Origin of the sequence: Paenibacillus sp. DMB20 (assembly GCF_000987955.1) — a bacterium.
GTDB lineage: Bacteria > Bacillota > Bacilli > Paenibacillales > Paenibacillaceae > Paenibacillus_AQ.
Genome location: NZ_LAZU01000026.1, coordinates 20618 through 39040, shown reverse-complemented (window position 1 = coordinate 39040; position 18423 = coordinate 20618). Strand labels below are relative to the sequence as shown.

The 18423-nt window shown below is 40.7% G+C and carries 17 protein-coding genes and 1 pseudogene; 2 read left to right on the top strand and 16 right to left on the bottom strand.

Features of this window, described 5'->3' with window-relative positions; genetic code table 11:
• Positions 1-43: 43 nt before the first annotated feature.
• Complete coding sequence (locus XI25_RS12895) at positions 44-1714, bottom strand: sugar ABC transporter substrate-binding protein (RefSeq protein ID WP_046678964.1); 1671 nt, start codon at positions 1712-1714, stop codon at positions 44-46.
• A gap of 831 nt (positions 1715-2545) precedes the next feature.
• Between XI25_RS12895 and XI25_RS36850 the strand changes: the two genes are divergently transcribed.
• A complete protein-coding gene (locus tag XI25_RS36850; RefSeq protein WP_082112348.1) occupies positions 2546-2878 on the top strand; it encodes a transposase in 333 nt (110 codons plus the stop codon).
• 136 nt (positions 2879-3014) lie between these two features.
• Here the strand turns inward: XI25_RS36850 and XI25_RS12885 are convergent, their stop codons facing one another.
• The 8 genes and pseudogenes from XI25_RS12885 to XI25_RS12850 form a co-directional block, all read right to left on the bottom strand.
• A complete protein-coding gene (locus XI25_RS12885) occupies positions 3015-4259 on the bottom strand; it encodes a chloride channel protein (RefSeq protein WP_046678963.1) in 1245 nt (414 codons plus the stop codon).
• Between the two features lie 251 nt (positions 4260-4510).
• Positions 4511-4869 (bottom strand): annotated as a pseudogene (locus tag XI25_RS36845) (ISL3 family transposase); the annotation flags it as partial.
• A 142-nt stretch (positions 4870-5011) separates the two neighbouring features.
• Positions 5012-5848 (bottom strand): carbohydrate ABC transporter permease, encoded by an 837-nt coding sequence (locus XI25_RS12875; protein WP_046678961.1) that lies wholly within the window; start codon positions 5846-5848, stop codon positions 5012-5014.
• Positions 5845-6735, bottom strand: coding sequence for a carbohydrate ABC transporter permease (locus XI25_RS12870; RefSeq protein ID WP_046678960.1), 891 nt, complete (start codon positions 6733-6735; stop codon positions 5845-5847). Before XI25_RS12870 ends, XI25_RS12875 begins: the two co-directional genes overlap by 4 nt.
• Positions 6736-6824: 89 nt before the next feature.
• Positions 6825-8168 carry an ABC transporter substrate-binding protein gene (locus XI25_RS12865; RefSeq protein WP_052759590.1) on the bottom strand — a complete coding sequence of 448 codons (1344 nt, stop codon included), beginning with the start codon at positions 8166-8168 and terminating at the stop codon, positions 6825-6827.
• 113 nt (positions 8169-8281) lie between these two features.
• Positions 8282-9901 (bottom strand): response regulator, encoded by a 1620-nt coding sequence (locus tag XI25_RS31320; RefSeq protein WP_052759589.1) that lies wholly within the window; start codon positions 9899-9901, stop codon positions 8282-8284.
• Positions 9902-9931: 30 nt separating this feature from the next.
• Positions 9932-11557, bottom strand: coding sequence for a cache domain-containing sensor histidine kinase (locus XI25_RS12855; RefSeq protein WP_160308909.1), 1626 nt, complete (start codon positions 11555-11557; stop codon positions 9932-9934).
• Between the two features lie 818 nt (positions 11558-12375).
• Positions 12376-12954: a hypothetical protein gene (locus XI25_RS12850; RefSeq protein WP_046678958.1), complete on the bottom strand. Its 579-nt coding sequence runs from the start codon at positions 12952-12954 to the stop codon at positions 12376-12378.
• Positions 12955-13061: 107 nt separating this feature from the next.
• Between XI25_RS12850 and XI25_RS12845 the strand changes: the two genes are divergently transcribed.
• Complete coding sequence (locus tag XI25_RS12845; protein WP_046678957.1) at positions 13062-13475, top strand: DUF3888 domain-containing protein; 414 nt, start codon at positions 13062-13064, stop codon at positions 13473-13475.
• Positions 13476-13490: 15 nt separating this feature from the next.
• Here the strand turns inward: XI25_RS12845 and XI25_RS12840 are convergent, their stop codons facing one another.
• The 7 genes from XI25_RS12840 to XI25_RS12810 form a co-directional block, all read right to left on the bottom strand.
• On the bottom strand, positions 13491-13859 hold the full coding sequence (locus XI25_RS12840) for an NUDIX domain-containing protein (RefSeq protein WP_442950384.1): 369 nt from the start codon (positions 13857-13859) through the stop codon (positions 13491-13493).
• A gap of 223 nt (positions 13860-14082) precedes the next feature.
• Positions 14083-14721, bottom strand: a complete 639-nt coding sequence (locus tag XI25_RS12835; protein WP_046678956.1) for a class I SAM-dependent methyltransferase — start codon at positions 14719-14721, stop codon at positions 14083-14085.
• Between the two features lie 81 nt (positions 14722-14802).
• On the bottom strand, positions 14803-15192 hold the full coding sequence (locus XI25_RS33705; RefSeq protein WP_235439852.1) for a nucleoside-triphosphatase: 390 nt from the start codon (positions 15190-15192) through the stop codon (positions 14803-14805).
• 80 nt (positions 15193-15272) lie between these two features.
• On the bottom strand, positions 15273-15821 hold the full coding sequence (locus XI25_RS33700; RefSeq protein ID WP_200901417.1) for an NUDIX hydrolase: 549 nt from the start codon (positions 15819-15821) through the stop codon (positions 15273-15275).
• A gap of 239 nt (positions 15822-16060) precedes the next feature.
• Complete coding sequence (locus XI25_RS12820) at positions 16061-16414, bottom strand: acylphosphatase (RefSeq protein ID WP_052759588.1); 354 nt, start codon at positions 16412-16414, stop codon at positions 16061-16063.
• Positions 16411-16617, bottom strand: coding sequence for a hypothetical protein (locus tag XI25_RS34585; protein ID WP_046678955.1), 207 nt, complete (start codon positions 16615-16617; stop codon positions 16411-16413). The genes XI25_RS12820 and XI25_RS34585 overlap by 4 nt, the downstream gene beginning before the upstream one ends.
• 1204 nt (positions 16618-17821) lie before the next feature.
• On the bottom strand, positions 17822-18400 hold the full coding sequence (locus tag XI25_RS12810) for an O-methyltransferase (protein WP_046678954.1): 579 nt from the start codon (positions 18398-18400) through the stop codon (positions 17822-17824).
• Positions 18401-18423: the final 23 nt, after the last annotated feature.

Sequence of the window (18423 nt, the reverse complement as noted above, 5' to 3'; positions counted from 1 at the left end):
CCGAAGCGGGAGGAAGGATGCCTTCATCCCCGGCTCATTTGCGTTATTTCCAGTTCTTCATGCGATCTTTATACACGTCGGATCTGTATTTCTCGATGTCATGCAGTCCAGCGCTATTCAACTTATCCTTCATATCATTAAAGTTTTTCGTCATCTCATCCTCCGTTTTGCTCATAACGGCTTTTGCCCACAGCGTTTCCAACTGGTCGTCGATTTGCTGCTTCGTGATGAGAAGCGGATCATTCGCCGGGATCGTAATCGAGCCCATCGAGTTATCGTAGATCGTATCCTTCAAGTTATCGTTCATGATTTTTTTCCATTTGGCTTCATTGTTAAAATTCTGGTCGAACCAGAGGGTACTCTTGCCGTCGTCCTTCATGGTCCCTTGGCCTTCAACCAACATCAAGTACACCTGACCCAGCATATCGGATTTCTCATAATTCCATGTTGCATTTATAATCGCTTGCTTGGCTTCCTCTACCCAGCTCCATTTGCCATTTTCAAACTTCCAGACCGAATCAGGCTGGTTCGGGGCGCCCCAACCAATCAGGCGAGTCCCCATATCCGTAATCGAAAAGTTCATCCATTTGACGATATCCTCCGGATGTTTCGCCTTATCCGTAATAATCGTGAACGTGCCGCCGCGTGCATTTTTAGGGGATAAGTAGGCTTTTTCCGCGCCGGCAGCTTTTAATCCCACCTGCACGTAACGCTGGTCTTCCTTCCATTCCTTATTCGTCTTCTGCCATACTTCATGCCCCGCGTTCCACGACTGCCACCATGGCCCGATGTGCCCCATGATACGTTCAGACGAGAATTTCGCCTTCCACTCATCGAATTTATTGACGAAAGTATCCGGATCAAGCAAGCCGTCACGGTAAATTTGATACATGAATTTCGTAAGCTCAAGTCCTTCCTGCGTATTGACCCAATGTGTCGTATCGCCTTCCGGACTGACTTTGTATCCGTTCTGAAGCCCCCACATACCTGCAAGCGTCGGTACCATATTCGTTGTAACGGGCGCAATTCCTGAAAGCGCATACGTTTTTTCGCCTTTTGCGTTCTTCGGATGCGCAACCTGCATTTGCTTCAGAATGTCGTAATATTGCTCGGGCGTTTCAAATTTCGGCGATCCCATGGCCGTATACCAATCATTCCGAACATGGGCCGAATTATCCGGAATCGGGAGCATCCCCCAAAACTTCGGCAGCATGTAAATCTTGCCGTCTTGGCTAAAATACGATTTGAACCATGGCTCCAGCTGAGACTTGATGTTACCGCCGTACTGGTCCATATATTGTCCGATTTCCACTGCCTTACCTTGGTTGACCCACTGCTGCGCCTGAGACTCGCTCAGCCCCGTAATCACTTCGGGATAATCGCCGCTTGCAAGCATGAGGTTCACTTTTTCCTTTTGGTCCACGTCGTATACGATATTGGTCAGCTTTACGTTGAATTTCTCGAGAATGTACTTTTGAAGTTCAGCTTGGTATTTGTTGACTTTATCCGGGTTATCCTGTCCGGAATAGAAACTGATCTCGATCGTTTTTTCGGGAACCTCCCAACCGAACTCATTGACTTTTTTTTCCGTCTTCTGGCCCGCGTCGGTCTGCTTGTCTCCGTCAGCTTCCTGTTCCGGCTTTGATCCGCCGCACCCGGCAAGCGTTGACAATGAAAAAATAACTGTAAATAACAACATCAAGGATTTCTTCACTAAATTGACCTCCCTCGATTTGTATCCGCTTTCAAATCATTGCTAGAATAAAATACCACAACGAAGTCATATGTACTGCGCTGACTTCACCTCCGCATATGAATGAATGGAACTTCAATAATTTTACTAAATAAATATCAAGTATTTTAGTAAATTTATTGAGGTTATTTTACCATCGTCGTTTCGCATTATCAATAGAAATTATGGAAAAATAAAAAGAAAACAAATCGTCGCCTAAACTGGCGTTGTTCTCGAGATGACTATCGTTCAGATCGGGAAAACCATTCTCTCATGTATAATCGCCTTCCCTTTCCACGTTTGCCATACGTTTGCCGCAGCCCATTATGATTTTAGGGGGTGGGGTGCCAAAATAAGCGCGCCATTTAATGTCCACAACAGACTATACAGCGAAAAAGGAATCCCCTTCGCCTCAACATCTCCAATTCAAATTATTTACTAAAATATAATCATTTGTTTACTAAATGGTATTATATCGTTTATTATTATGAAAGGCTTATATCGGGCTCACCTATTTTGCTTTCGGCCTTTCTAATTCATAACAAAAAGAAAAAACCAACAACGCGAAGCTATTGGTCTCAGTCTGCAGGCACCAACAAAACGTTAGTGTAGATTTCTGAATTTTTATTTTATATAAGCATTACTTGCTAAGGCGTGTATGCAAACTGTAACAATGTGAAAATCTGGGTAAAGAATAGTATGATGAGACGATACGAATTGCAAGACAACCAATGGAAACGGATCAAAGATGTGTTGCCGCTTGAACGAAAACCGCAAGGAGGAAGACCAGCGAAAGACACCGAAAAATGATAAATGCCATGCTTTTGGGTAGTACGCTCCGGCGCACCCTGGCGGAATCTACCAGAGTATTATGGCACCTGGTCTACTGTTTACAGCCGATTTCGCCGCTGGCAAGCCGCGGGTATCTGGGATCGTATTCTGAAGCATGTATCAATAGAGCCTGACTTCGAAAGCGTGATGATTGATACATGCATTGTCTTCCTATTCCATCCGTCAGTGGTGGTAATGCTTCATAAGATTCAAGTCAGCATTGGCCTTGTCCTGCTTGCGCGCACGCTGAGAGACTTCCTTCTCATAATTTCTGACCTGTCGCCTGTTTCGATAATTGGAGCGCCTTCGGAATAAATTGATTCATAAATATAAGATATGAATGGAAATAAAGCACAAAAAACCACAAGCAGTCACCTTTGAGCAAGGTTCCTATCTTGCGGTTCATCTCCACGTTTTCTCTTGACTTCATTGCAGCTTTCTGGCTTTCATATTAAGCAGATTCAGCCGATCTACGTTTTTCCCTGGCGTTATACAAAAGCACTGGAACGTATGCGGCTACGGTCATCGGGATGATCAATTGGATCGGGAAGATCATAATAAAGATCAATACGACGAGAAGTGGCTTTCTCAGAACCGTACTCGTCATTGAAGTCGTGATGATCGTAATGGATGTTACGGGATCAATCGGGAACAGGGAAGCTATAGCATACCCTATACTTACTCCTGCAAAAATGATCGGAAAGATATGTCCTCCGCGCCATCCGGTAGATAAACACAATTCCGTTAAAAATAATTTTACAATACCTAACATCAATAGCATTAAAATGGACATATTCGTCCAGCCTACTGCCAGATCGGTTAGCTCATGCTCCCCCGAGAACATCGTTAGCGGAAGAATCGTACCCGTTATTCCAAGAATCAATCCGCCGATTGTAGCTTTAACAACCTTATAACGATCAAGGGGGCGGAACACCTTATGTAATGCATCGCCTAAAAACTTATACACAAGGTCAAACAATATACCTACAGCTATCAGTGGAATGAAGGCCAATATCTCATGAACACCGAAGGCAGCCGGCCCAAAATCAGCTATCGTAAACTGACGATTATCGATTTTAGATAACAATAAGAATACTCCAAATCCTGCAGCTGTCGTAATTGTATACACGATCGTCTTGATTTTCTTGATTAATTTGGAGTCATGCCGATCCTCAATAATAGGAGTTGTCCCGAGGAGTGGAGCTCTAAAAATCATGCCTATAGTCGTTTCAACACTGTATTGAATAATGATTTCTTCATATTCGTTTTCGATGGTCTTTTTCTTCACTCTAGATTTAAGCATATCCCCCGCCCGTGTGGACAGACCTCCGACAATGCCCGACAAAGCGGCCTCCGGTCCAAGGCTTGCTCCAAAAGAAAGAACAGTAATTGCCGTAATCGCGCTTCTAAATCCGGAGCTATAGTCAATTCTTCTGTTTGTCTTGAACTCAGTCAACACCTGCTCCATATTCCGCGGATAATCACCAAAGTACTTCTGACAAAGCCCTACCAGAATACCACCAATGAAGCACGCGATAATCGTCCAATACGGAACATCAATCGCACCGGGGACCACATCCCATATTAAACGAGTCATTAAAGAGGTCGCCGCTAAAAAACTCCAGGTCAGAAGTCCAGCAATCCCGCCAATAATGATGCTATACAACGCTATATAACCTATACCTACCCATCTCATTCTTTTGTTTTTTCCTCCTTCCTTAAGTCTCCAGTTGTTACAAGAATGGTGGTTTCAGACATACATATAATTATAGTATTTTGGGCTGATAAAGAGTAATCTATACTTCACAACTGATTAGAGACACAATGGTACTGATGGAGATACAACAAGTTTGCTTATAGATATAACATAGTTACCCTTTACTCACACCTAATCTAACTGTGAAAATTTTCACTTATCAATGAATAAGCATGCTCTAAAATAAAGTGGGTAATCGACACTTTAGGGAAGTTCTCTTCTGCACCTTTGATAAATGCTGGCGACATATCCATGCAAACCTCGGTAATGTTTTCTGCTTTCCCGCCGTCGGCTTCCAGTTGTTTCTTGCATTCGCTCCACCGTGCTGGGATCTTTGCCTGCCTTTGGTCGCGCAGATGACGTTCTTTTGCTCCGGGTCCATGAAGATGGTGATGTAATTGTGACCGCGTTTGGCTGACGTTTCGTCCATGTTGATCTTTGTGACGTACGAGAGATCCTGCGCGGCAATGGCATTATCAACGTAGTGATGGAGAATCCGCCACAAGCGATTATCGTGTTCACCGCCAAAACGACTAATGGCACTCATTGGCTCTACTGGTCTTTTAATTTCCAATATTGACAGGTGTTCATATTTATAACAGCGAAGAGGCAAAAAGCCGAACGAACATCAGGAGAATAGCCTGAAATTCGTTCAGCGTATCTAGCTCATTTATTTGAACATGCATTCCTTCTTATGCTTTCACCGCACCCGCAACAATACCCTTGAAGATAAACTTTGTGAACAGAAGGTAAATTACGAGCGTTGGCAGCATAACCAGAATAATTGCAGCACTTAGATAATCCCAGCTACCAAACTTGGAACTGCTGAAATACATCAGGGTTGTCGTGAGTGTCCTCAGTGTACTGGAAGGCATATACAGATACGGGACATACATGTCATTCATCACATCAACCGCTTTAATAATCGCTAGGGTTGCCGTTGCTGGCAACAGAAGTGGGAAGATCATTTTATTAAACACTTTAAAATACGAGCAGCCGTCCAGCATCGCACTCTCGTCCAGTTCTTTAGGAATACCGTTAATAAACTGTGTATAAATATAGAGCTGAACCAGATTGGTTGCTGCATAAATGACGATCGGAGCCCAAATGGAATTATAAAGTCCAAGATTTTTAATGATCGTAAAACGAGAAATTTCTGTAATCATGCCGGGCATGATCATTCCCGCTACGAATAGGCCCAGAATAACCTTCTTCAAACGAAAATCAAATCGATTAATCGCATAGGCCGTCATGGTTCCCAGTATGGCGTTAATAATGACACTGACGATCACCAAGAACATCGAATTGCCAAACCCTTGTAGAAATTTCCCCTTATCCAGTACGACTCGGTAGTTAGCAAAATCAAAATTAGAAGGCAACTTTAGCGCAAATTCAGAGCCGATCTGCAAGGAAGTCTTAAATGAAGCGAACAGCGTAATGAGCAAGGGAATGAGTATAACCAGGCAAATAGCCAGGAGTATGGAATATAAGATAAACTTCTTAGCCGCGTTCTCCAATCGCAGTATCATTCTTCATCAACTCCTTTCAGGTTGAACACTTTGTTCTGTACACCGTTCAGGACAATGATAAGAATGAGCATGGTGACACCCATCGCTGAAGCCATGCCGAAGCTATTAAATTTAAAGGCTGTCTCAAGCGTATATAACGTAAAGGTGCTACTAGCATGTCCCGGACCGCCCTGTGTCATAATATAAGGAATATCGAACACCTGCAGGGCACCAACGACATTCAAGAACAGAATAACCTCCAACACCTTTTTCACCCCAGGAACGATAATATACCAGAAGTTCTGGATATTGTTCGCACCGTCGATTTTAGCTGCCTCGAATTGATCTTGAGGAATCGATTGCAAGCCTGCCAGGAATAAGATGATATGAAAGCCCGAGAATCGCCAAATCGAAACAAACACCAGACTCAGGTTCACGATCGATTCATCTGTCAGCCAATTCCGAATGAGAGTTTCCATTCCAAACACTTCAAGAATACCGTTTAAACCGCCATTAATAGGACTGTAGAAGAAAGCAAACATGTACGAAATGGCAACCCCATTAATAATATAAGGCATAAAAATAAACGTCTTAAAAAACTTGCTTGCTCGAATCTTGCTGTCCAGTAGAACCGCAATCATTAATTCTAGCGGAATCATAATTAAGTGAAAAATAAAGTAGATCCCGTTATTACGTAAAGACAGCCATACATCGGATGAATCGGTGAACATCTTGATGTAATTATCGAAGCCTGTGTAGGTCTGCTGGGCATCCACTCCATTCCAATCGGTAAAGCTTAAGCGCATTAGCTCTGTCAGAGGATAAAGCACGAACATTAAAAGCAGCACTACAGGGATAAATAGAAAACTAAATAACAGTATGTTTCTTTGCATTGACATTGTTTTCATGTCTTCCCCTCCATTTCTTTATATATAAGGAAAGTGGCTAATCTTAATTTAGCCACTTTCCATTCATGGCTCCCTTTGTTAAAGGAGCTTTATTTTAATTTGGAACGGGCATTCTTCCAGCTGTTATTCATTTCCTCCATCATCTTATCGAAGTCCTTGCCTGCCATCATGTCCTGTCCCATTTTCTTCACGTCAAACTTGATTGCCGACTCAATTTTCTTGTAATCCTCATTGCCTGCCTTATTGAGCACGTAGTTCAGATTGGATACCTCGAAGGCACCATTGAACGTCGTTCCGAGGTCAATCTTAACATCCTTCATGGTTGATTGAAGCTGAGCCTCAGTCATGTATTTAGGGTACCATGCATCACTGAAGAACCAGGTTAAGAATTCTTCTGCTTCTTCAGGATGCTTTGACGTTTTTGGAATGGTGTAGAATGTATCTACCATGGAAACCGTGTTGAACGGCTCATCTTCCGAATCACGAACCGGCAACAAGAAGGCACCGATATCATTCATATCTACATCTGTCATCGATTTCAAGTCACTGCCGAACCATTGACCGAGCGCAATCATCGCTGCCTGCTTGGAACCGAACATCAGCTTGGATTGGTCAAAACCAACACCGAGCGGATCAGGACCCATGACCTTGGCATCGTATAGCTGTTGAATTTTTACATAAGCTTCATAGAAGGCCTCGCCTTTCGTAAACGGCTCATCCTTTGTCGCCATGGTAGACCAGTAGTCCCCATCGTTAGCGACTAGAGAAGGCATAAATTCGTTAAATGGATAGTTCGGCCAAGCATCTTTACCGCCCATCGCAACCGGAATATACTTGCCTCCGTCTTTAATTTTCTGAGCAGCGGCTACAAATTCTCCCCAAGTCTTTGGAATCTCGATTCCATATTCCTCGAAGATACTCTTGTGATACCAGACAAACTCATTGAACTGGCTTTCTGGAACTCCTAGAATATGGCCATCCACTGCAAAATCAGCGGCAAACATATTATTCTTGGCAATGTCCATGTCATCCAGAGGCAGCAGGTTATCCTTGAAATTAATCAGCCATGACGATTTCAGCGGCATAATATCCGGCAGCTCATTAGCCGCATTCCGGATCTTCATTGTGTTTTCGTATTCCGTATCCTTGAGCAGCTCGAGCTCGATCGTTACATGAGGGTTTACTTTTTTGTATTCGTTTACAAGATCGAGATCATTCAATAAATCCTCTGTAATCGTGGACCAGATTGGAAACTTTAAAGTAACCGGATCTTTCTGTTCTGCTTCCTGCTGTGGTGGTGTATTCGGCTCATTCGATGGCCCCTCAGCCTCCGTGTTTCCTTTAGCTCCACAACCAGAGAACAGTGATACCATTAAGACTGCGATTAGAACCGTGCTTAAAATACGTGTCATACGAAGTCGAACCTGATGCATGTAACATTCCCCCTTTTTATTTGAATACAGGCGATGCTTCCTCTGCTGCTTATATCATAGCCTTTTGCGGTATGAGGTCAGAATGATAAAACATTCGAAATTATGATCTAGTTTTAGACTATTTCGGAAATCGTTTTCATAAATTTATGTGGGCTCATTCCGGTCGTTTTCTTAAACACCCGGCTAAAATGCTCCGTACTCGCATAACCTGTGCGCTCTGCGACCTCATAAATCTTGAGATAAGGTTCATTCTTCATGCTCTCCATCGCTTTTTCTATTCGTACCTTCGTTACAAATTCCTTAAAGGTCTCTCCGACCGCCTTGGAGAATAACGTGCTGAAATGGCTCTCACTTAAATGCACCATTTCGCTTATTTTTCCCAGCGTAATTTCTTCGCGATAATGGTCCTTAATATAAGCCTGTGCAATTGCGATCACCCGGTTTATCTGACCCGCCTTCTTATCGATCTCTTTCAATAGCTGCTGAACCAGGCTTAAAATCCAGGCTTGCAGGCTATCGGCTGAATCCACCAGCCAGGCCATCTGATACAGATCCTCTATTTTATTGACCTGCTGGCTATCCACATACCCATGATCATGCATAAATTTCACAAGTATCATTAACAGCTCCATATATCGAGTACGCAGAGCTTCATTTCCCATAGAGGCCGAACGCTTGATGAGTGCAAACATGCTGTCGAGCTCATGCAGAACCGTTTGCTCATCGCCCTCCTTCAATGCATCCAGCAAGGCCTTCTCTTTTCCGATCAACGTCTCACCTGACTGCTGTAGGAATTGCTTCGCATCCTCGGGATAGATGATCCGGTGCTTATTAATGACAAAGCGTAAATCAGCATTTTTGCGTGCTTGAAGATAGAAGGTCTTGAGCTGACTCATCTCCTCGCACAGCTCACTTACCCCGACCGTAACGTGTATGTTGATGTATTCCTTCAGAACAAAAATGATCTGATCCAAAATCTGCGAAATACTCTGCCTGACGTACATTAAACTATTGGTCTTAAACGATAACAGCACCGCGTACTCATAGGGGTTGCAGCTGATTACTTCACCTGTCCCTGCTTCAGCCAGTACCTGATCGATCGACTTAAGCACAGAGCTTACAAATTCCCCAATCGACGAACCGTAACGCTCCTGTACCTGAGCAAATCCTTCGACTCGAAGAATGGAAACCGTAATATTGGTCCACTCTAGTCTCATATCCAAATCTTCCAGCACATAAGGGTCCATCTGAGGAGCAACACCAATTTCAAGCCATTCCCGAATCGTTTGCTGTTTCAGCCGCAGCCGTTCCCCGTGAAAAATTTCTTTCGATTGTCTTGATAACGTCTGTTTCGCTTCATAAGCATTCTTAATTCGATTCAAAAGATCAAGAACAACATCTGGGTCCATCTCCGATTTAAGGATATAGTCATGAACTCCTCTCTTAAATGCCTTACGGACCAATTCAAAATCATCGTAAGCGCTTAACACGACAACATGCGGAGTCACCTCTAACTGATTAAGTTCATCAATCAGCTCTAAGCCATCCATCACTGGCATCTTCAAATCTGTAATTACGATATCGACGGCTGGCTGTTCCTTAATATACTGAAGGGCCTGGTCTCCATTATTTGCTTCATAAACAATCCGAAACCCGTTCGATCCCCAATCAATCAAGGTCGTCATAGCCAGTCTCATAATCGTTTCATCTTCTACGATCATTACATTCATCATGCGGCTCGTCCTTTCAAAGAAATCAAATGCTCATATCAGTGGAAGCAGAATCGTCACGATAGTTCCCCAATCTAATTGACTATCAATCTTCAACCCGTACGGATATCCATAATTAAGCTCGATTCGTTGCAGCACATTATGTACGCCGAGTCCGCTGAAATTGCCACGCTGGTATTTTTCTCCCTGCTGCAGCAGCCCTCTAACCTGCTCTTCAGTCATCCCCTTGCCATGATCCGTGATGGTAAAGCATACTCCCAAGTCATGATGATTAGCCTTTACCTCAATAAGCTCATTCAAATTCTGCTGATCGAGTCCATGAAAAATAGCATTTTCCAAAATCGGCTGAAGCAGCATTTTAGGCATACGATAATCTAGAAGCGATCCATCGATATTAAATTGAATATTCAGTTTTCCCCCGTATCGAACCTGCATAATATGGACATACGACTCTAGTGTTTTAATCTCTTGGCCGATCGGAGCAAGTGAGTTCGGATCACGGAATACATGAGTGAGCAAAGCAGAGAGACTATCAATGATTTTACGTATATTATCTGTCTTGGCGATCATGGCCATCAGCCGTACAGAATTCAATGTGTTCGATAAAAAATGCGGGTTAATCTGTGACTGCAGCGCTTCGATCTCCGCCTGACTGCGCGCTCTCTCCTTCAAATCACGTTCCTCCATAAGATCCTTGATCTGAGAAACCATGCGATTAAACGAATAACCTAGTCGGCGAATCTCACCTCTTCCATCTGCCTTCACCTCTGCTTGAAAATTCCCCTTCTCGACCTTTCTCATTGCGCGAATAAGATTCTGCAGCGGCCTGAGAATATCCCGAAAAAACCAGAGAATAAATACGAGAAAGAATGCGATACTCCCGAACAAAAAAGCTAGGGATAGCTTCAGGAATTGATCTGCATCACTTGTCACAATACTCTTATCCAAAATATTAACGATGCTCCAATGTGCCTTCTCAAACGAATAGAGCTTCAGCAGCTTATCCTCTCCATTAATCTTAATGAAAGAGTAATCCTTATCTTGATTCTGCGACTGCTTCTCTAGCAGCTTGGACACTTCTGACATCGTTTCGGAATCTACCTTATACTGGTTATTCTGATTCACAATTCGATTCCCGCTTCGATCAACAATAAATTGCTGGACTTCAGAATTGGTATGTATGAAATCAGGCAGCGAGGCATGACTCGTCAAATACACCATCTCTACCTCGGTTTCCAAAGAACTTTCCGGCTGAATCAAAAAACTAAACATATCCTGTTTATCAGAAGTAATACCGTTCAGACTATCCACAATAACGGTTGTTCCATTACTGCTTCTTAAAGCCTCCTGATACCAGGGAAGAGCGCGGAAGGACTCATCCGAAATGGTGGGCGGATTCTTAAAATAATAATAACCACCATCCTTTAGGGTGAAAATAATACTGACAATTTCATTGCTGTAATTAGAAATAATGTTCAAGTAGGAATCGATATCACGCGCCAGCTGGATTTTGTCTACTGAGGACGTTGACCTGTTCCATTTAGAGACAGCATCCAAGATCATATGGTCATTCACATTAGCAATAGTCGCAATAGTAAGAGAGGCTCGCTTCAGCTCAGAGTTCAAATTGTTGGATGCGATGTCCAGCCGCTGACCCACCTGGTTAATCGACCTTTGAATTAAGGACTCTGAGTAATATTTATAAAATATCGTAATGAATAAAATGAATGGCACAACGATAATCAAGACAAAGGTTCGTATAAAATGCTTCGTAATCCCTCTTTTTCTATGTCTGAACATGATTCCCTCCATACTTGTATATGCCATTCATTATCGGGCTCGATTACGAATAACTTCAGCTAAATAGGATAGACCGTTCGAATGCAAAAAAAGATAACAAAGAAGATCACCTTCAGTAGAACACTGGAGCAGGAGATCTACTTTGTTAAAGAATAGTTTAAAGATGAAGTCTGCTCATGTTAATGATATTTCTTGTTGTTACATGATCTTTTTTCTCCATATATTTCGAATATCCCTTTATTTACTCATTCTTACGTGTTTCCTAGTATAAACTTCTGGTTTTATACAGATTATAATAACCAATACACCCAAAATACGAACATTAAGGCGGTATATACGGATAAATATAAGGAGATATTTCTAGGGAATGCTTTTTCTAGTACTTCTCCCCAAGAAATTCAAATCATGAAGGACCATCTTTTTGTGTCAATACTGACGGAATCATCGAAAGAATCGTTGCACCCGAAGATCACGATTATCCATCTTTAATAGATGCTTATCAGCATATAGGTAATTTTCATATTCTAGCGGAAGGTCAGTATTGGTTTACAACTATATCAAGCCTCTGTAAATCAATTTGTATTGAATTTTATAACATAAAAATGGTAACGCAGATGCTTATAATTCTGCGTTACCATTTCTCATTAACGTATTTAGGATTTCGATGTTTTATATATTCAAATGGTGTTTTGGTTATCCGTAAAAACAGCTTTGAGTTTGTTTCCTTCCCAAGTCAAGATTAGATGACCCACGTCTCCACCATTTCCTCCTTGAGGGGCTGTTACAATAATATCGTCCACTTTGTTGCCTGTATAGTCGCCGATAATCAAATTCGGTTCTCTGCCAATTTCTCCATACAATTTTCCATCCGTACCTTTGTACACCCAATCATATTTTACGTATTTTTTGGTTTTTCCATCCTGCACGATAACGGATAAATCACTTGCATACGCGTCCAGCTTCCCATCAATTTTTTCTTTTGTCCCCACCAATATTACTTTGTCCTTAACGGAATCACCGTTGATATCGGACGGTTTGTAATCAAGTACATACGTATTTTCCTTTAGCTTAAGTTCGGGTACTCTAATTTTTTGACCAATTTCTATTTTTGGCGATGTTTTTTGTGACTGTTGATTGATCACTTTTGGGACTGAGGCTGTCTGTTTTGCCAATGAAACTTGTGGCCCGATTCCAACTGCACAAATGAAACCTGCCAGCGCTAAAAATGAAATTTTCTTTACGAACTGCTTTTTCATCTTTAATACCTCCATTTATTCTTGTTTGTCTCCGTACATAAGTAAGACGTATGAGGTCCCCTAAAAAGTTGATTTCTGGATAGAAATATTTTTAATTGTGTACTATTATGTATAAATTAATTCTATTCCTAGTCCTTTTTGCTTCTTCAATTCCGGCTCATAAATCTTTAGCAACCCCGAAAACTTCTGAGATTTCAGTAAACAAGGAAGTGATACTGACTTTACTAAGTCCAACAATCAATAATGAAGTACAGAATTATTATAAAAAATATCTTACTGTACCCGTTTCACTTCCACCGTATGCCATGAAAATTATCGAAATAAATAAACCAGATACTACTAATCAGTATAAATTTCAATTAGTGATAGAACTTAATCCTTATGTAGGACCTCATCTTGGCGTAGGGCAGGACATTCTTACCTTAACCATCGACCTCGATGGGATTACTGTAGATGAATTAAAACATATTAAGGATGAGGAACTTCCACCTCATTGGAAACACATCAAAAAAGAAAATTGATGTGTTTTCCTTTATCTATTTTCTTGCTCTCAAGAGTTCTTTTAGCTTTGGTCCCAATTGCTTTAATTTCTCTTTAATATATGGATCTGTATTCTCTGGCACTTCATCAAGATTAAAAAATTGCCCTTTAAGAACTTCATGTCCATCAGGTTTCAATTCTCCTTCAAAATCGGTACAGATGTATCCAATAATGATGTTGTAGTATTCATGCCCATTTCTAAGTCTAGTAAAAAGTTCTTTCCCGGAAAATACTCCAAACAACTGAAGTGACTTTAAGTCTAAATTAATTTCTTCTTTGACTTCTCTTCTAAGACATTCTTCTGTCGATTCTCCTAATTCCATGAGACCTCCTGGAATTCCCCAAGAATAATCTTGATTTTTCACCAATAAGATTTGTCCAAACTTATTGATAATAGCGATACTTGGGCGTACTAAATCAATGGTCTATTCCCTACTAATTCTCTTAAATCTTCAATATATCCTACAGTCAAGCCTCCAATTCATTTTGATATTAAGTGTACTTCGCCGATTTGTTAAAACACCCTTGCAATCATGACTTCGAGAGCCTTAGCGCGATTGCGCTGGGACTTTTCATTCTAATTACACTTCACGATTTACTCAAGATATAAGATATCCATTCCACTTTTCTTCCCCAGTACGATTCTTCTATAAGTTTAAGTTTTCGTTTAAATCCGATTTTTCGGATTATTTTTTCAAGAAAATCTTCAGTATAAAGTTGGATAAACCTTTCAGCCTCAACGTGTTCACTATCAAACTGATCAGAGATATATCCATTACCCAACCTGAGCGTAAAAAAGAAAACACCTTGGTCATCTAATATCGAGTAAAGAGATTGAACTGTCCTTTCAAATAATTCCTCTGGGACATGTAATAATGACGCTGCACACCAAATTCCACCTATTTCTTGTTCAATCGGTTTGATTGCTTCATGAATGTTCTCGAAACAACCATCCATAACTAATAAACCGCGATTCAAACAATAATTTCTCATATGCTCGCTTGGTTCTATTCCATAAGCTTGATAAGATCTCTCGTGAAAGTAATTTAGATGTTCCCCGGTCCCACAACCAATATCTAAAATACATGTGTTATTGGGCAGCATACCAAGAAATCGATCCAGTAGATATTTGTAATCTCTTTTCTCGGTTCGTTCTCTTACTTTTTCAAAATGCAGGTTATAATATTGATTATTTTTCATCATCCTACTTTCAAAGGATTTATCCATAATCAGTCATCCTCCCAAAAATCATCTTGCTATCCGCCATGTGAATACATTAACCTTCATCCCAAGTTCACCCGTAACTTCCTACAATATACTTGAGTCTAAAGCTTTCAATATGTCCTTTACCAAAAATCCTGAGATCTTATCACGATTGAATTCATTTAAACCTATGATCTTTACTTCCTTTAAATATTTGATTTTGTCTATTTCAGGATGACTGTCTGATGGAATTGTCCCAAGAACAATACGATGATCGGCAACAATGTCTTGCACTATTTTTTGGAAAGAAACAGATAACATCTGCATAAATCCAATTTCATCAATGACAATTATTTTTTTGGAAGACACCGCGTCTTGTAATACTTTTATAGCAAAATTTTCGAAATTTTCTATATCAACTCCATATCTTCCAATTCGAATTTCGCTAGAACTTTTTACATTCGCGATTTCTACACTTTCTCCACTAACGGACACGCATCTGAACCCTATTCGATCACCTGAATCGTTTATTTCTTCCGTATAGAACCCACCGCAAAGATCTGTACCAATCTCATTTATGAGTTTTTTATTATCGTTGTCTTGCCCATTCTAGGCTTTCCCGTGAGTAAAAATACATTTTTAGAATTCTCTTGTTCCCCGTCTAATCTTGACAACAGCTTATAGTTAGGTGCATTCAAATCCCATGTCTCATATGGGACAGAGTTTACTGCCTGCAGGGCATCCACTATGCGCGACTTTAGTTGGGGCCTTTTTATGTATTCATCCATATTCGTATCATCCAAGTTTAAATATTTTGCCTCCAGGATCTCTTCAGGTTGAATGGTGATTTCGCCACAAACATATTCTGCATTAAAAACCACGGACAAAACATGAATCCGCTCATTGTAGTAGACTCCGGATATTCCAAGAGGACGTATAACAACTCCTGTTTCCTCCAGAAATTCTCGACACACCGCTATATCCAATGGCTCGCCAGCTTCAACAAATCCTCCGGGGATTTCCCAAGTGTCAGAACGCAAATGGGTGCGAACCATTAAAACATGCCCATGTTCATTCGTAACAATTGCGAAAACAGCAATCATATGTTTTGGCTGTTCATGCATTGTTAAACACCACCCGATTAATAATTTCCAGTGTATCATTCGATGTTGATCCATTTAGACAAATTCCTTATACTTCAAGAACCCTTACTTGAGTTACTCACTCAATTTCTCTGGAAGACCCTTCTGATACATCTCTATGCAATCATTATAGTTTTCAAACGTTCTTATAATTTCTGGATGAGGTTCACCCCTCTGATGCTCATGTTTTGCGGCAATAAATCACTTATACTATATGTACTTTATTCCACTATTGTAAAACTTTCTTCACCCTCTCTAATAGGCAGATCAATTATAGTCATTTTCTTTACTGACGCCCGTTTCAATGACTGCATACAATTGACTAAAAAATCAATTTGCGACTCTTCCCCTTGTAATTCTGCCTCCACACTTCCATCTTTTAAATTTTTCACCCATCCAGTTAATTTCATTCTCCGAGCAATACAATATATTTCCAAGCGGAATCCTACCTTTTGCACCCTTCCAGAAAAAGCGGCTTTTTTTCTGACTATATTGCCAGCTCCAAATTTCGGTAACTTAACGCGGTTTGCATGCCAAATTACATATTCATTTCTTAATTTCTTAAAAACATTCATTCTGCCGTAGACTCCTTTTTATTACTGATAGGATTTGAATTTAATAATTTTTCGCGCTGTAGCGAAACCAAGTCATGAATTAATTTAATATCGTTTTTTTCTCTTGGTACTGTGCTTTTTACAAATTCCTGTTTAATGTCTTCCTTAAGTACCTGCTTTAGTCGTTCTCTACCAATAAGATCAAAACGTTGTCGTACTTTCATTACATGTTCTTCATCCTGATTTTATCTGACTTTCTATCCTTTCATAATCTTCGTAACTGTCATACTCCCACATAGCGCACCATACTTTAACTGGGATGGTAGTAATATCTCGTTAAATAACTGATTAAACTCATCAATAAATGATGGCTCAACTATATATGTTTTTCTTCTATAGATCATCTTTTGTTTTGTCCTTCTATTTTTATTTTTCTCGGTAATTTCCTATAACGTTCTTGTATATCTATGAACTTGAAAAGCTTAAGGCGTAGCGCGCCGGAGCGAAGACTTTGCCTCGCAGTGTTTGTCTGCATGACACTGTTTCTTTGAGAATATTTCGGGCAGACCAAGGATCGCTTGCAATCCACAGCATGAACACATTGTTAGCTGATGTGCCTGAAATCTTCGAGTAACTTCAATCTTAATCTCTACTTTATAATATTACTTCTTCAATATAAATACGAATCCCAAGCCTTTTCATTTCGAATAATAATGTCTTTAAAAGCACACTTAACCATCGCAGAACTACTTATCTCTTCCGGATAATCTTCCCATCCATTGAGACTTGATAGAGCAGGTAAAAACAACGTCCAAAACAGATCCCCAACATTCATATTGAACGGGAAATAAACTTGTGCAACTCTCATCTCACCTTTAATCGGGACAGTTGAGGATCTTTCTCATATCTTAACATCAAGATCTGGCATATCTGAATCAAAATAAAACCAATCCAAAATCTCGTCTGATGCTTGTAAAACGTATAAAGCGTACTTTTGATTCCAAAGGAGTGTCCATAAAATGATAACACGCCCGAACATTTTCACGTATGGGCGTGTTGTCGTCTATATATATATCTCCTCTAGGTCCTATGCGAACTACATGAACGATTAGTTCACATCTATTATTTCTCAAATAATTCCATAATTGGCAACACGACGCCGGAAAAACGCCGATGAACAATAAAGACAAGTTCATCAAAGGTTCCCGGACGAGGTTGCTTATTTTATCGGCGTAGCGCAGGTCATTACCATGCTTGAAAATGAGCGCGTCTGCTTATGCTTCCGGTAGCCGGGCATCGCATTATGCTTGACCAAAAAAGAGTTGTTTACGAGTACGCTTTCGGCGATTCGGACATGAGAAGCAAATGAAGAAGCATCCCTTCAGGCCCATACCGTAGAAGAACCGGTAAATTGATTAACCGGTTCTTCTATAGATTTTGCTTCACTTTTCTAGCAAAAAGTATTGAACTTTTTTCTGACGTTCGCACTTCCATACATAGTAAACGCGCATCCTTCAACCATTTTTCTCTAACTAAATCAGGTTTTCCCTTCCAAGCCTCAGGCCAATGTTCCATAGGGGTAAAGTCATCAAGAATGATGATTCCATCCAAGTTTACCGCATCAATCACCAGATCCGCTTCAATGAATTTAGCCTCTTTGATATCAATAAACACAAAATCAAATGGCCCATATGGCAAAATCGACTTCCAATCACCTTGTAAGATTTCAATCTTGTGATTGATAAATATTGTTCTGACCAGCTCAATTTGTTCCTGATCGTGATCGATCGTTATAAGGCTCGAGTCTAGGCTCATGCCGGATAATATCCATGCGCTCCCTACTCCATAACCCGTTCCAATCTCAGCAATTCTGGCCTTCCTTTTCAGACCGCTAGAAATTTGCAGAAATTTCCCAACTTCATATGTACAAGACTGTGCAAAATTATTTTTGCCGGCAAGTTCAAGAGCACGCTGTACTAATTGAGGTATGATCGATTGGGTTGTCAAACAAGCATCCCCTTTTTTAAAAA